Below are 15,297 nucleotides of genomic sequence, written 5' to 3'. Positions count from 1 at the left end.
CGCGCCTGCTGCGGGATAGAATCCCGTCCTTCTTTCCCGGGGGGGACGCTCGATGCGGTATTTCCTGATCTTGGTGGGGGCGGCGGTGATCGCCTATCTGCTCGCGCGCGGCATCGCAGCGGTGCTCTCGGACCGTAAACGCAAAAGAACAGACAGGGATTGGAAGTGAAGATGAAGCCGACAGATATCCAGATGGTCAAGACGATCGGCGCGGTCAAGCCGCGCAACCTGAAATTCGCCATTGGCACCGCGCTCATCTTCCTGCTGATCCTGTTCATCGCTTTCGGGTCGTGGTTCCAGGTGGACCAGGGCGAACGCGGCGTGGTGCTGCGCAACGGCAAGCTCGTGCGCGTGGCCGAACCCGGCCTGGATTTCAAGACGCCCTTTATCGACAACGTGATGACGGTGTCCGTGCGCGACCACACCTTCGTGTTCGAAAAGCTCGAGGCCTACAGCTACGACCAGCAGCCCGCGACGCTGCGCGTGTCGGTCACCTACCGCGTGCCGTCCGAGCACGTGGCCGAGCTCTACTCCGAGTACGGCACCATCGCCAATCTGCAGATGCGCGTGCTGGAACGCAAGACGCCGGACGCGGTGAAGAACGTGTTTGGCCAGTACACGGCCGTGCGCGCCATTCAGGAACGCCAGAAGCTGGGTTTGGACGTGAACAACGCCGTGCTCAAGACGATGGAAGGCGCGCCGGTGCAGGTGGTGGGCGTGCAAATCGAAGAGGTGGGTTTTTCGCAGGCCTACGAGCACTCGATCGAACAGCGCATGCTGGCGCAGGTGCAGATCGAGACGACGCGCCAGCAAAAGGAAACGGCGATGATCACCGCCGAGATCCAGGTGGTCAAGGCCAAGGCCGAAGCCGACGCGCGCCGTCAGCAGTTCACCGCGGAAGCCGATGGCATCCGCATGCGCGGCGAAGCAGAAGCCGCGTCGATCCGAGCCAAGGCCGAGGCGCTGGCCGCCAACACCAATCTGGTGAGCCTGAACGCCGTTGAAAAGTGGGATGGCGTGCTGCCGTCCACGCAAGTGCCGGGTGCCGCGCTGCCGTTCATCGGCATCAAATAGCGGCCGCACTGGCAGGATGCGCCGGCAGGGCGGAGAGCTCGCGCCGCCGGCGCGCGAAGTCCACGACGTGTTCGCCGGACACCGCCTTGCTGTAATACCACCCCTGCACGACGATCTCCGCGCTGGACGCCAGCGCGGACAACTGCCCCTCGGTTTCCACACCCTCGACGATGATCTGCAGATTCAGCGCCTCGCAGAATCGCAGCAGGCCGCTCATCACCAGCGCGCCCCGGTCGTGGCTCTGCGCCATCACGAAGCTGCGGTCGATCTTGACGGCGTCGATCTGGAACTGGTGCAGATAGCTCAGCGCCGAATACCCCGTGCCGAAGTCGTCGATATAGACGCGCGCGCCGATGCCATGCAGGCGGTCAAACGCCGTGTGCAATGCGTCGGCGTCTTCGACAAGCGCGTCTTCCGTGAGCTCGACCGAAACCTGGCCCTGCGCCTGCGCCAGCACCTTGATCAAGCGGTCCAGAAAGGCCGGCGACGTCAATGTGCCGCTCGTGACGTTGATGGTCATCGGCATCGTGAAGCCTTGCGCGCGCCACGCCAGGCATTGCAGCACGGCCTGCCGCGCCACCCAGAGATCGACTTCGCGCATCAGGTCGGCCCGCGCCAGCCAGCGCAAGAATTCCAGCGGCGCCTGTTGCGTGCCTTCGGGGCCGGTGGCGCGCAGCAGGGCCTCGCAGCCGGTGCATAGGCCCGTGCGCAGAGAGACCTGCGGCTGGAACTCCAGGTAGAAATCGTATTCGCTGATCGCGCGGATGCGCGCGACCTCGGCCTGACGGCGCGCCCGCGTGGCGTAGGTGGACGCGACGGGGTCATGCGCATACAGCAGGGATTCTTCCTGCAGCTGCGGAAAGGTGGTGTCCAGCGACTTGAAGTACACCGTGGCGTCGGCCTGGCGCTGGCGCTCCAGCGCGATCAGGAAGGGCACATAGATGCAGGCGCCCAGCGCGACCAGCGCGCACTGCAGCACGATCCCCGCCAGGTGCTCGCCCGCACCCAGGTACGCGTTGAACAGCACGGGCGACGTCAACGGCAGCGCCACGGTGGCGGGGGCCAGCCAGCCCAGCTGTACGACCGCCACCGCAACCAGCACGTTGACCATGGGCGTCAGCACGAAGGGCAGCAGCAGGCGGGGATTCAGGATGAGCGGCAGGCCGAACAGCAGGATCTCGTTGATGTTCAGCAGCGACACCGGAATGCTGGCCAGCGCCAGCACTCGCAGCGAATCGCTGCGCGAAAACAGCAGGATCGCCACCACCAGCGACAACGTCGCGCCCGAGCCCCCAATGAAGACGAATGCGCCCAGCAGCGTGCCGTTCAGCGTATAGACGCCTTCGTAGCCCGCGGCCACGCTCGTGGCGTTGAGCCGGGTCGCCTGGTCCAGCACGTCCATGATGGGCGCCATGGCCTGCGCGCCGTGTATGCCGAAAAACCAGAACAGGGAATTGAGCGCGGCCACCAGCGCGCCGGACGTGTAGGGGCTGTCCAGCGACGCGAGGCTCAGCGGAATGTCGACCTGCGCCACCGCGGGGATGCGCAACGCGGCCGACAGCACCGCCATCACCAGGCCCGCGGTCAGCAAGCCCGGCACGATCATGTTCAGCGAGTCGCGGACGTTTTCGCCGATCAGTCCGTCCGGCGCCAGTTGCGTCCAGCGGCGCCGGTGCAGCCAGGCCATCGCCGGCACAGCCGCGATCGGCGTGACGATCGCGATGAACAAGGTAAGGGTGGAGGCCGCGCGGGGGTAGGGCGCCAGCAGGGTTTCGGCGAGGACGACAAAGCACAGGCACAGCAGCGCGGTGGGCAGGTGCGGGAGCCGGTGGCGGATCGACAGCATGTAGCCGATGGCCGTGCCGGCCAGCAGGGGGATGACGCCCGACAGTGCGCGGTGCAGACCGGCCAGCAGATCGGCGATGCCGTCGGGCAGGCCGAACAGCCGCGCGCAGACCGACAGCACCAGGAACAAGGCGGAGACCAGCAGGCAGGGCATGGCCCACAGCAGGCCTTCGCGGATCGCGCGCAGGGAATTGGCGCTTGCCAGGGCGGCCAGCCGATCTCTTGGGTACTGCGGGAAGATCGATTTCGGCATGGCCGTCGTGTCACGCAAGGGGCCCGGGCGATTCACGTCTGGCCGGGGGTAAAAATCCGTTGCCGCATGCTAGCGCCTGTGTTCGGGCTTTAGCAATGCAAAAACTTGCTGGCTGCCTAGGGATTCCCCTCTGTCAAGAATGGGAAATTCTGGCTTTTTGACAGGGGACAAGCGGAACCGGACGCTATACGATCAGTGAGATCCGCCCTGCGAGGACCGCGCGTCCTTGCACATAAGCTTCACCAGGAGGAGACCTGGATGCCACATTTGGATTGGACGCCCGGCGACACCGTGCCGGACCGCCAGGGTTATTACGAGACGCGGCTCGATACCGGCAGCACCGCGATTTCGCTGTACAGCGTATTGGGCTGGATGCCCTTGAAGACGCCGGGCAACCTGGTGAGCTGGCGCGCGCTGCCGCCCGCCATCGAACGCCAGGAAGCCGAACGCCATATACAGGAGATACGCGCCGCGCAGAGCCACGTCCCGATGGACTACTAGCGGCGCCACGCCGCCAGACGGCTGGCATGTGGGGCAGAGCCTTGCAAAGACGGAAACCGCATCTATAATTGCGAATCATTTTCATCTCGTCTTGCTCTCAGGCGGCGACGCCGGGCCGCACCGCCATGCCATCCTCCTCATTTGCCTCTCGTGCAGAGGTGCAGTCCGTTTATCAGGCCCATCACCAATGGCTGCGGGGCGTGTTGCACCGCAAGTTGGGCAATGCGTCGGATGCGGCCGACCTGGCGCACGACACGTTCGAGCGCCTGATCCGCGCCAACGTCCGCGAACCGCTCAATGAACCGCGCGCCTACCTGCGCACCATCGCCACCCGCTTGCTGATCGGCCGGGCGCGCCGCGCCGCGCTGGAAGCCGCCTACGCCGAGACGCTGGCGCTGCAGCCGGTGGCGGTCGAACCCTCGGTCGAGGCCCGCGCGCTGATCCTGGAGGCGCTTGCGGAAGTCTGCGAACTGCTGGACGCCTTGCCGATGACCAGCCGCCGGATCTTCCTGATGGCGCAGATCGACGGCCTGTCGTATGCCGAGATCGGGCAGCAGTTGGGCCTGACGCCCAACGCCGTGCAGAAGTCCCTGGCGCGCGCGCTGGTGCACTGCTACACGGCCGTGTACGGCTGATCCCCGCATTCATGGACAACGCCAAGCTGCTGCGGCCGCACGCGCCCGAGGCGGGCGCCATCGATCCCAAGGTGATCCGGCAGGCCGCGGACTGGTGGGCGCGTCTGCGCGAAGACGCCAGCCCCGCCGACCGCGAACGCTTCGAGCGCTGGCGGCGGGCGGAGCCTTCCCACGAACTGGCCTGGCAACGGCTGGGCGCATTGACGCGCGACGTGGCCGCGGGCGTGGCGCAGGCGGGGCCGTCGGTGGCGTCGCGCACCTTGCTGCAGGCGCCGCTGATCCAGTCCCGCCGTACGGCAATGCGCCTGATGTTCGCTGCCGTTGGCGTGGGTCTGGGCGCGTGGGCCGTGGGCGAGCGTGACGCGATCCGCCGCTTGTCGGCGGACCTGCGCACCGGCACCGGCGAACGCCGGTCAGTGACGCTGCCGGACGGCACGCAACTCGAATTGAACGCCGGCACCGCGGTGGACCTGCGTTATACCGCGAGCCAGCGCGAACTGGTGCTGCTGCACGGCGAAATCCTGATCGCGACCGCGCGCGATGCGAACGGCAGGCCGTTCAGCGTGCGCACGCGCGGGGGCGTGGTGACGCCGGTGGGCACGCGCTTTCTGGTGCGCGACCTGGAGGCGGGCCGCATGCGGGTGGCCGTGCTGGAAGGCGCGGTGGATGTGCGCGGTTTGGCGCCGGACACGGCGCCGCGGCGCGTGCGGGCCGGCGAACAGGCGGAATTCACCGCGGGCGGCAGCTTTGCGCCGGGGACACTGGAGCCCGGCGTGTCCGCCTGGCTGGACGGCATGCTGATCGCGGACGAAATGCCCTTGTCCGCCTTCTTGAACGAGCTGGGCCGCTACCGCCCGGGCCTGCTGCATTGCACGGACGCAGCCGCCGGGCTGCGCGTGGTGGGGGCGTTCCCGCTGGGCGACACCGACAAGGTGCTGGCCATGCTTGAGGAAATCCTGCCGGTGCAGGTGCGCCGCTATACGCGTTACTGGGTAACGGTGAGCCACGTGTGAACCGCGTTGCCCTGTGATTCTCGTCCCTCGGTGAGCCGCGTTTCCTTCGTCGCCGGCTTTTTTGTAACAGCAACGGCGGATATCCCGATCTCGCGCTTCATGTAAGGAAAGCAGCCCCGTGTGTCGTGGCTGCACCGACCTTTCATGAGCCTGGGAACCCTTTCATGTCACCTCGTCCTGTCCGCGCCGCGAGCGCCGCGGCGCTTGTCCGCCTCCCCCTGCGCCGCACGGCGCTGAGCGCCGCATTGCGGCGTTTCGCGCCGCTTGCCGCGGTCGCCGTCCTGGCGCCGGTGGCGGTCCATGCCCAGGCTCAGGCCCAGGCGCCGCGTGCCGTTGCGTTCAGCATTCCCGCCGGGCCGCTGAGCGCAGCGCTGGGCACGTTTGGCGTGCAGGCGGGCGTGATGGTGGCGTCCGATCCGGGCCTGACGGCCGGCGCCTCGACGCGAGGATTGACGGGCACGTACGCCGTGGACGCCGCGCTCGAGCGCCTGCTGGCCGGCACGGGCCTGGAAGCGGTTGCGCGCGCCGAGGGCGGCTATCGACTGCGGCAGGCGCCGGCCGAGGCGGCCGCGACGCTGGCGCCCGTGACGGTGACCGGCACCTACAACACCACGACGGACGGCACGGGTTCGTACACGTCGCCGGCGGTCACTATCGGCAGGACGCCGCAGGCGCTCAAAGACATTCCGCAGTCCATCACCGTGCTGACGCGGCAGCGGATGGACGACCAGGACATGACCAGCCTGCCCGACGCCGTCAACAACACGGCGGGCATGGTGGGCGTGCAGGGCGTGGGCGCCGGCGTCGCGATCAATTCGCGCGGCTTCCCCGTGGATCTGCTGCAATACGACGGCGTGTCCCTGCTGCGCAACAGCTACAGCCTGGGCAACTGGGAGCAGGATTCGCTGGTGTTCTATGACCGCGTGGAGATCCTGCGCGGCGCGGCCGGCCTGCTGCAAGGCGCGGGCAGCCCCGGCGGCGCGATCAACCTGGTGCGCAAGCGCGGTGGCGCCGAACCCTCGGTGGTCATCACGGGCAAGGTGGGGTCATGGGATCACTACGGCCTGACGCTGGATGCAGGCGGCCCGCTCAACGAATCGGGCACGCTTCGCGGACGTGTGGTGCTGGACGAAGACCGCAGCCATTCGTACATCGACTACGTGTGGGAAAGGACGCGCAACCTGTACGCCGCGCTGGACTACGACATCACCGAGAACACGACGGTGGGCCTGGGCGTCAGCAACCGGTACAGCAAGTCGCGGCCCATGTTCGTCGGCTATCCCCGTTTCGAAGATGGCGGCAGCATCGATTTGCCGCGCTCGACGTTCACCGGCGCGACCTGGAACCGCGCCACCAACGACCAGACCATCTTCAACGCCGACGTCACGCATCGCTTCAATTCGGCGTGGCGATTCCGGCTTGCCGGCGTGGCGATGGACGAAGACAACACGACCGTGCACCAGCGCGTGACCGGACCCGTGCAGCGTGACGGCAGCGGAATGGACTACGGCAATTTCGGCGTGGACTTCACGAGCCGCCAGCGCGGCATGGACATGTCGCTGGCGGGTGATTTCAACGCCTGGGGCATGGCGCAGGAAGTGGTGATTGGCGCCAACTACTCCAAGCTCACGACGAATGACCGTTTCACCCGCTCGTGGGAAAGCGGCGGCAATATCTTCGATCTGGACCATCACCGTCCGTGGCAGGACATCGATTCCATCGTCGCCGCCAGCGGCTACGATTCGCGCAGCGAATACGACATCCGGCAGAAGGGCATCTACGGCACGTGGCGCGTCAAGCCCACGCAGTCCCTGGCGCTGATCGGCGGCGGCCGTGTCGGCTGGTTCGACTACAGCTACCGCGGCGGGGACGACACCACGACGTCGTCGACCTCGGGCGAGTTCATTCCGTACGCCGGCATCGTGTATTCGCTGACCGACAACTGGTCGGTCTACGGCAGCTACACCACGGTGTTTGAGCCGCAGACCCAGCGCACGGTGTCGGGCAGCCTGCTCAAGCCGATCGAGGGCAACAACTACGAGGTCGGCGTGAAGGGCGAGCTGGCGGACGGCCGGGTCAATACGCTGCTTGCGCTGTTCCGTTACGACCACAAGAACCGCGCGGTCAACGATTACGACGCCGGGTTTGCCTGCAACGGCTGGTATTGCTCGCGCGCGGCCGGCAAGGTCCGCAGCCAGGGCGTCGAGGCCGAGATTTCCGGCGAAGTGGTCAAGGGGCTGGAGCTGTATGCCGGCTACGCCTACAACACCACCAAGTTCCTGGAAGATCCGGACAACCAGGGCAAGGTCTTCAGTACCTGGACGCCCAAGCACATGCTGCGCCTGTGGGCCAACTACAGGCTGCCGGGCACGTGGAACCGTTTGAGCGTGGGCGCCGGCGTGAATACGCAGACGTCGACGATCAGCTCGGACCGCGAATTCAAGCTGGCGGGATTCACGATCTGGAACGCGCGGCTGGGTTACCAGGCCACGCCGGAACTGAGCTTCGGGTTGAACGTGAACAACGTGTTCGACAAGAAATACTACGTGCCTTCGTACAACACGCTGTCCAGCAACAACTACTACGGCGAGCCTCGCAATGTGATGCTGACCGTGCGCTACGCGCCCAAGCTGTAAGGACCCGCGCGGCGGCTCGTGTATAACGTCCGGGACGGCGCCACCCGTGCGCGCCGTGCAAGGAGCTGATTTTGCGCGAGTCCGTGGCGACGTTCCTGGATGCCGGCCTGCTGGTGCTGGCGGTGCTGGCCTTTGTGCTGCCGGCGCTGTCGGCGCTGGCTTTGCTTGTGCGCGCCCGGCCCCATCGATTTCCGCGCTTGAACACCCCGGGCTGGCGCTGCGCCGGCGTGGCGGTGCTGTGGCTGCCGTTCATCGTCATGACGGTGTATGGCGGCGTGGCGTGGTGGGCGGCCAGCGTCTACGACCGCTACTATTTCTTCGGCCTGCTGATCTGTTTTGCGTATCTGCTGTTCGCCTTGCTGCTGTCGGGGGCGGGGTTGTTCTGGATCCGCACGACCCGGCGCCTGCCGTCCGCGTGAGCATCCCCCGGCGGCGTGCAGCGCATTAGCGCATCAGCGCATGCACCTGGCCCGCCAGGTCATCCAGGGTGAATGGCTTCAGCAACACGGGCGCATCCGCCGCCGGCGCGTTGTCCCCCTCGGCGGTTTCGCCGTAGCCCGTGATGAACAGCACCTTCATTCCCGGCCGCAATGTCCTGCCGGTCTCCGCCACCCGCCGCCCGTTCACGCCGCCCGGCAAGGCCAGGTCACAGACCAATAGGTCGATCCGGTCCTCTGTGGTCAGATGCTTGAGCGCGCTGGCGCCGTCCGTGGCTTCGATCACGTCGAAGCCGATTTCCTTCAGCACTTCGGCGGTGACTTCGCGCACGGCCGGATCGTCCTCGGCCAGCAGCACCGTTCCGCCCTGCAAGGCCCGCGGCGGCAGTGCGGATGCCGTGTCCGCGGCGACCTCGATGCGGGCGCCGCCGTGGCGCGGAAAGTAAAGGTCGATATCCGTGCCCTGGTCCGGCTGCGAGCGCACCTGGATATGCCCGCCGGATTGACGGACAAAGTTGTGAACCAGCGCAAGTCCCAGGCCGGTGCCGCGCTCGGCCGGCTTGGTGGTGTAGAAGGGCTCGAACATGCGCCGCATCGTCTCGGCCGTCATGCCGCACCCCGTGTCGGACACGCGCAGCCGGACGTGGTCGCCCGGTTGCAGGCCGCGCTCGCGCGCGTCCTCGGCGTCCAGGGTCACGTTGCATGTCGCGATGCGTAGCGTGCCGCTGGCGGACAGGGCGTCGCGCGCATTCAGGCACAGATTCAGCAGCGCATTTTCAAGCTGATGCGCGTCCACCCAGACCGGCCACAACCCGGCGGCGCAGTCCACGTCCAGCGTGACCGCCGCTCCGGCGCTGCGCGCGATCAGCGCCTCCATGTCGGCGATGACATCATTGATGTCCACGGCCGTGCGCTCAAGCGGGTGGCGGCGCGAAAAGTTCAGCAGGCGCCGTGTCAGGACGGCCGCCTTGTCGGCGCCGCTTTTGGCCACCGCGATGTGACGGCCGAGGTCATCGGTCCGCCCCTGCGCGAGGCGCTGGGACAGGAAATCCAGGCTGCCGGAGATTCCCGTCAGCAGATTGTTGAAGTCATGCGCGACGCCACCCGTCAGTTGGCCGATGGCTTCCATCTTCTGGCTTTGGCGCAGGGCCTCTTCGGCGAGGCGCAGCGCGTCGGCCTGGGCCTTTTCGGCGCCGACCCGCGCCGTGGTTTCAATGACGGTGTCGATCATGCCGGCGACATCGCCGTTTTCATCGCGCACGGGGCTGTAGCAGAACGTGAAGTTGGCCATCTCGGCGCGGCCGTATCGATGGACGACGAGCGGATAGTCCTCGATGAAGGTGGCCTCGCCGGCATAGGCGCGTTCGGCGATCGGACCGATCAGCGACCAGGCTTCGCGCCAGATCTCATCGAACGGACGGCCCAGCCCGTCGGGTTTGGCGCCCAGGATGGGAACGAATGCGTCGTTGTAGATCGAGATGAGCTCGGGGCCCCAGACCAGGCAGGACGGAAACCGGGATGACAGCACCATGCTCGCGGCAATGCGCAACGAGGCGGGCCAGGAAGCGATGGGACCGAGTGGCGTGGCCGCCCAGTCGTGGCGGCTGACTCGTGCGCCCATTTCCCCGCCGCTGGCAAGGAACAGAGGCACGGACGGGTCGTTCTGCATGGCGCTCGATAGGGTGGCGGGGAGGTGACCGATTCTATCGCAGCACCTGGGCGCGTGTGCGCGGACAGGCGGCTCGTATAGAATAAGAACAATTCCTATTTGCACATATGCCGAGGTGCGCCTTGCCTGCGCCGCTATCCCCATCCGCCGACAACGTCACCCAGCTTTATCGCGAGCACCATGGCTGGCTCTCGATGTGGCTGCGCAAGAAGCTGGGCAGTTCCTTCGACGCCGCGGACCTGGCGCACGACACCTTCGTGCGGCTGATGGCGGGCCGGCGCCGCGACGACACCGGCGCCGAGCCGCGCGCGCTGCTGACCCACATCGCCAAGGGCCTGGTGGCGGACCATTGGCGCCGCCGCGCGGTGGAAGACGCCTACCTGGCCGCCGTGGCGCACGTGCCCGAGGCCGAGGCCCCATCGCCCGAGGCGCGCGCCCTGATCCTGGAAACGCTGCACGCCATCGACGCCGCGCTGCGTTCGCTGCCCGCCCGCACGCGGGAAGTCTTTCTGCTGTCGCAGTTCGACGGCATGGGCTATGACGAGATCGCGCGCAAGCAGCGCGTGTCGCTGTCCACCGTGAAACGCCATATGCAGGCTGCCTTCGCCGCGTGCCTGATCGCCTATCAGGCGGATGCGGCGTGAACCCGGTCATCGACCCCGCCATCCTCCACGAAGCGGCCGGCTGGCTGGTGCGTTTGCAGTCCGAAACGCTGTCGGCGGCGGACCGCGCGGCGCTGGCGCGCTGGCGGGCGCGCAGCGCCGATCATGAAGCCGCCTGGCAACGCGCCGAGGCGATGCTGCGCGGCTTTGGCCAGGTGCCGCCGCGGATCGGCGGGCAAGCGCTGCGGCAGGCGGACCGCGCCGGACGCCGCCAGGCCGTGCGCGCGCTGGCGGGACTGCTGGTGCTGGGGCCGGCGGCGTGGCTGGGCGTGCGCGAGCTGCCCTGGCGCGAATGGCGCGCGGACCTGCGCACGGCGACGGGCGAGCAGCGCCGCGTCGAACTGGCCGATGGCACGCAGCTGGTGCTGAACACGGCCAGCGCCGTGGACATCGACTACACCCCGACGCAACGTGTGCTGTGGCTGCGCGCGGGCGAAATCCTGCTGACGACGGGGCATGACCCCGCGCCCGTGTCGCGCCCGTTCCTGGTGCAGACGACGCAGGGCGTGCTGCGGGCGCTGGGCACGCGCTTCATGGTCCGCGACGAAGGCGCCAGCGTCCGGGTGGCCGTGTACGAGGGCGCGGTCGAGGTCCGGCCCGCTCGGGCGGACGCCAGCACCGTCGTGCTGGCGGCGGGCCAGCAGACTGTCTTCTCGGCCGGTGGTGCTGAGGCGCCGGTCGCCGCCGACGCGTTGGCGGCGTCGTGGGCGGACGGCATGCTGGCCGCGCGCAACTGGCGGCTGGCCGATCTGGTGGACGAGCTGGGCCGCTACCGCCACGGTGTGCTGCGATGCGATCCGGCCGTGGCCGACCTGCGCGTGTCGGGGGCGTTTCCGTTGAACGACATCGAGGCCAGCCTGCGTCTCTTGCAAAAGACGCTGCCGGTCCGGGTCAGCCGCGTGACGCCGTGGTGGACGACGATTGCGCCGCGCGCCGCCGTTACAAATTAATCGCCGATCGGCTGACACTTTTTTCCGCTTCGTCCGGTGTACCGGGTGAACCGCCGCGACATGCGCGCCACCCCACCCCACGAAGGATCGTTTCATGGTTTCCCGACTCTCCCGATCGCCCCGCCTGCCGCGCGGCATTGCCGTCCTGTCGCCTGCGGCGTCGCTGGTGCGCGCCGCCGGCCTGGGGCTGGCGCTGCTCGCGGCCTCGGGAATGCCGGCGCCCACGTTCGCGGCCGAGACCGCCAGCGCCGCGCCGCGCAAGTCCTACGCCATTGCGCCGGGGCCGCTGGGCGACGTGCTGGCGCAGTTTGCCGCCAGTGCGGGCGTGCCGCTGTCGTTTGATCCCGCCCTGGTGGCGGGCCAGCACAGTGCCGGCCTGCAGGGCGACTACACCGTGCGCGAGGGTTTCGCCCGGCTGCTGTCGGGGTCCGGTTATGCGCTGGCCGAACAGGGCGGCGGCACGTATTCGCTGCGCAAGCTGCCCGTGGCCGCTGGCGAGACCACCGTGCTGCCCGCCGTGACGGTGGATGGGGCGGGCGTCAGCCCCTCGGCGTTGCCGGCCGAATTCGCGGGCGGCCAGGTGGCGCGCGGCGCGCGGATGGGCCTGTTGGGCAACCGCGACGTGATGGACACGCCGTTCAATGTCACCAGCTATACGTCGGAGCTGCTGGCGAACCGCCAGGCCGTGACGCTGGCCGACGCGCTGACCGTCGAGCCGTCCGTGCGCTTTACCGGCCAGATCGGCGGCGTGACCGATTCGTTCTACATCCGCGGCTTTCCCATCGGCGAAGGCAACCTGGGCGAAATCGCGTTTGACGGCGTCTATGGCGTCGCGCCCAACTATCACGTCTTCACCGACTACATCGAGCGCGTGGAAGTGCTGAAGGGGCCTGCCGCACTGCTGTACGGCATGTCGCCCAACAGCGGGGTGGGCGGCGTTATCAACATGGTGCCCAAGCGCGCGCTGCCCGAGGACCTGACCCGCGTGTCGGCCGACTACGTCGGCGACTCGCAGTTCGGCGCCCGGGTCGACCTGAGCCGCCGGTTCGGCGACGCGGGCGAATGGGGCGTGCGGGTCAACGGCATGCAGCGGCAGGGCGATACGCCGCTGGACAACATGAAATCGCGCACGACCATCGGCGCGCTGTCGCTGGATTACCAGGGCGAACGGTTGCGCGCCTCGCTGGACCTGCTGACGCAGCACGAGAAGATCGACGCCCCGACGCGGCCATTCCTGGTGGCGCCGGGCATTGCCGTGCCGCGCGCGGCCGACGGCCGCCGCAACGCCACGCAGCCGTGGGGCTGGTGGAAGTCCGACGGCCAATCGGCGCTGCTGCGCGTGGAATACGACATCAGCGACCGCCTGACGGTGTTTGCGGACGCGGGCGGCTCGGACACCACCGTGTCGCGCCTGTCGGACCAGACGCCCACCATCGTGAACGAGGCCGGCGACACCGTGGTGACGCCCAACAACTTCCGTTTTCAGGTCAACCGCAGCACCTACAACGCCGGGCTGCGCGCCAAGCTGGACACGGGGCCGGTGCGCCACGCGATCAGCTTCATGGGCAGCCTGTACAGCGACCGCAACCTGCAGGCCAGCGTGAACGGCACACCGCTCACGTCCAACATCTACCGCCCGATCACGCGTCCCGAGCAGCACATTCCCGCGCCGGCCAACGTACCCAAGGTGTCGTCCTCCGACCTGTCCGGACTGGCGCTGGCCGATACCCTCAGCATCCTGGACGAGCGCGCGCAGTTGACGCTGGGCCTGCGCCATCAGCGCATCGAATCGCGCAACTTCAACGGCGCCACGGGCGTGCGTACCGTCAGCTACGACGAAAGCGCGACCACGCCGCTGGCGGGATTGGTCATCAAGCCCTGGCACAACGTCTCGTTCTACGCCAACTACATCGAGGGCCTGAGCAAGGGCGACGTCGCGCCTGCCACCGCCACCAACGCGGGAGAGGTCTTCAAGCCGTACAAGGCCAAGCAGAAGGAAGTGGGCGTCAAGGTCGAGCTGGACAGCGCGATGGTGACGCTGAGCGCGTTCGAGATCACCAAGCCCAGCGGGCAGCTCACGAACGGGGTGTATGCGGCCGATAGCGAGCAGCGCAACCGCGGGCTGGAACTGAACGTGTCCGGCGAACCGATGCGCGGCGTGCGCCTGTTGGGCGGTGTGACGTTCCTGGATGGCGAGCTGACGCGCACCAACAGCGCGGCCACGCAGGGCAACCGGCCCGTGGGCGTGCCGACCGTCGCGGTCAACCTGGGCGCCGAGTGGGACACGCCGTGGGTGACCGGGCTGACGTTGACGGGGGGCATGGTCTACACCGGACGTGAATACATCAACCAAGCCAACACGCAGTCCGTGCCGTCGTGGACGACGTTCGACCTGGGCGCGCGCTATGCGCTCAAGGTCCAGGGCCGGGACGTCACGCTGCGCGCCAACGTCGTCAACGTGTTCAATCGCGCCTACTGGTCCGGCGTGGCGTCGTACGGCACGATCTCGCAGGGCGTGCCGCGCACCGTCATGCTGTCGGCGACGATGGACTTTTAAATCGATGGACTTCTAACGGCTGGCGAACACCATGCACACCGGGCTGCCGACGGACAGCGCATAGCCGTCGTGCGCCAGCGTGCCGCTGGCCGCATCGACGTGAAACCGCTGCAGCGTGTCGCTGTCTTCGTTCAACGCGAAGACAAACCGGCCGTCGGGCGACAGCGTGAAAAAGCGCGGTGTCTTGCCGTGTGTGTGCGCGTGCTGCACGGGGGTCAGGCGGCCGGTGTCTTCATCCACGCGAAACACCGCGATGCTGTCGTCGCCCCGATTCGACGCGTAAAGGTGCAGCCCATTGTTGTCCAGCGCGATGCCGGCGGCGCGGCTGTTGCCGGTGTAGGTGTCGGGCAGGGTGGGCAGCACCTGAAAAGGGCGCAGTGCGCCCGTGTCGACGGCATAGGCCGTGACGGTGTTGTCCAGTTCGTTGACGACATATAGCCACCGCCCCGACGGATGAAAGACCGCATGGCGCGGCCCCGCGCCCTCGCGCGCGGCCGCGACGCTGGCAGGCTGCGCGCCGATGCCGTGCGCGTCGGCGGGATACAGAAACACCCGATCCAGCCCCTTGTCGGGCACCGCCACATACTGGCCCGACGGGTCGAGCACGTTGAAATGCGGTTTGGAAAACGGCTGTTCCTTGCGGTGCGGCCCCGGCTCACCGGCCAGCGGCACCGTCTGCGACACGGCTTGCAGCGCGCCGTCCGCCGCCACGGGCAGCACCGCCAGCGCGCCGGTCAGATGGTTGGACACCATCAGATAGCGGGCCGACGGCCCCAGCGCCAGATGGACGGGATTGCGGCCCTGGCAGTCCTGCGTGTGCCAGGGCGTCAGCGTGCCGTCGCGCGCATCGCGGCGCAGCGCGCTGACTTCGCTGCTGTCGCCGTGCACGGTGTACACCACGGGCAGCGACGGGTGCGGCAGCAGATACGACGGGTTGTGCAGACCGCCCACGACCTGCTTGAGCGTCAGCGTTCCGGTTTCGGGCGCGTAGTCGAACACGCTGATGCCCTCGCCGCGGGCGTTGCGTTCCCGGGTGGTCCGGGAGCCGATATAGACATACATGGC

12 protein-coding genes are annotated in these 15,297 nt (G+C 67.8%); 9 read left to right on the top strand and 3 right to left on the bottom strand.

Translation table 11 applies throughout. The annotated features are described in order from the left end of the window. The first annotated feature begins 171 nt into the window (after positions 1-171). Positions 172-1,074 carry a prohibitin family protein gene (locus CLM73_RS22760; RefSeq protein WP_409517454.1) on the top strand — a complete coding sequence of 301 codons (903 nt, stop codon included), beginning with the start codon at positions 172-174 and terminating at the stop codon, positions 1,072-1,074. Here the strand turns inward: CLM73_RS22760 and CLM73_RS22755 are convergent. Beyond that, positions 1,067-3,172 carry a PTS sugar transporter subunit IIC/EAL domain-containing protein gene (locus tag CLM73_RS22755; RefSeq protein WP_105240349.1) on the bottom strand — a complete coding sequence of 702 codons (2,106 nt, stop codon included), beginning with the start codon at positions 3,170-3,172 and terminating at the stop codon, positions 1,067-1,069. The two genes, CLM73_RS22760 and CLM73_RS22755, sit on opposite strands and share 8 nt — an antisense overlap. 258 nt (positions 3,173-3,430) lie before the next feature. On the opposite strand from CLM73_RS22755, the gene CLM73_RS22750 reads away from it, so the two are divergent. From CLM73_RS22750 to CLM73_RS22730, 5 genes are all read left to right on the top strand, one after another. Beyond that, positions 3,431-3,673 carry a hypothetical protein gene (locus tag CLM73_RS22750; protein ID WP_105240348.1) on the top strand — a complete coding sequence of 81 codons (243 nt, stop codon included), beginning with the start codon at positions 3,431-3,433 and terminating at the stop codon, positions 3,671-3,673. A gap of 158 nt (positions 3,674-3,831) precedes the next feature. Next, on the top strand, positions 3,832-4,308 hold the full coding sequence (locus CLM73_RS22745; protein ID WP_234015715.1) for a sigma-70 family RNA polymerase sigma factor: 477 nt from the start codon (positions 3,832-3,834) through the stop codon (positions 4,306-4,308). An 11-nt stretch (positions 4,309-4,319) separates the two neighbouring features. Next, positions 4,320-5,321: a FecR domain-containing protein gene (locus tag CLM73_RS22740; protein WP_105240346.1), complete on the top strand. Its 1,002-nt coding sequence runs from the start codon at positions 4,320-4,322 to the stop codon at positions 5,319-5,321. Between the two features lie 164 nt (positions 5,322-5,485). Beyond that, complete coding sequence (locus CLM73_RS22735) at positions 5,486-7,957, top strand: TonB-dependent siderophore receptor (protein ID WP_105240345.1); 2,472 nt, start codon at positions 5,486-5,488, stop codon at positions 7,955-7,957. 71 nt (positions 7,958-8,028) lie between these two features. Then, positions 8,029-8,376, top strand: coding sequence for a hypothetical protein (locus CLM73_RS22730; RefSeq protein WP_105240344.1), 348 nt, complete (start codon positions 8,029-8,031; stop codon positions 8,374-8,376). A 25-nt stretch (positions 8,377-8,401) separates the two neighbouring features. Here CLM73_RS22730 and CLM73_RS22725 read toward each other — a convergent pair whose 3' ends face one another. After that, positions 8,402-10,063 (bottom strand): ATP-binding protein, encoded by a 1,662-nt coding sequence (locus CLM73_RS22725; protein WP_234015714.1) that lies wholly within the window; start codon positions 10,061-10,063, stop codon positions 8,402-8,404. Between the two features lie 122 nt (positions 10,064-10,185). Here CLM73_RS22725 and CLM73_RS22720 point away from each other — a divergent pair, with 122 nt between their 5' ends. The 3 genes from CLM73_RS22720 (at position 10,186) to CLM73_RS22710 (ending at position 14,232) form a co-directional block, all read left to right on the top strand. Next, positions 10,186-10,707, top strand: a complete 522-nt coding sequence (locus CLM73_RS22720; RefSeq protein ID WP_325048240.1) for a sigma-70 family RNA polymerase sigma factor — start codon at positions 10,186-10,188, stop codon at positions 10,705-10,707. After that, positions 10,704-11,675 carry a FecR domain-containing protein gene (locus CLM73_RS22715; RefSeq protein WP_105240342.1) on the top strand — a complete coding sequence of 324 codons (972 nt, stop codon included), beginning with the start codon at positions 10,704-10,706 and terminating at the stop codon, positions 11,673-11,675. The genes CLM73_RS22720 and CLM73_RS22715 overlap by 4 nt, the downstream gene beginning before the upstream one ends. 94 nt (positions 11,676-11,769) lie before the next feature. Then, positions 11,770-14,232: a TonB-dependent receptor gene (locus CLM73_RS22710; RefSeq protein WP_105240341.1), complete on the top strand. Its 2,463-nt coding sequence runs from the start codon at positions 11,770-11,772 to the stop codon at positions 14,230-14,232. A 12-nt stretch (positions 14,233-14,244) separates the two neighbouring features. Here the strand turns inward: CLM73_RS22710 and CLM73_RS22705 are convergent, their stop codons facing one another. Next, a complete protein-coding gene (locus tag CLM73_RS22705; RefSeq protein ID WP_105240340.1) occupies positions 14,245-15,294 on the bottom strand; it encodes a lactonase family protein in 1,050 nt (349 codons plus the stop codon). Positions 15,295-15,297: the final 3 nt, after the last annotated feature.

The sequence above is a fragment of the Achromobacter spanius genome (assembly GCF_002966795.1).
Lineage (GTDB): Bacteria > Pseudomonadota > Gammaproteobacteria > Burkholderiales > Burkholderiaceae_B > Achromobacter > Achromobacter spanius_D.
The sequence above is the reverse complement of the archived record's forward strand: the minus strand, read 5'-3'. Positions and strand labels throughout refer to the sequence as shown.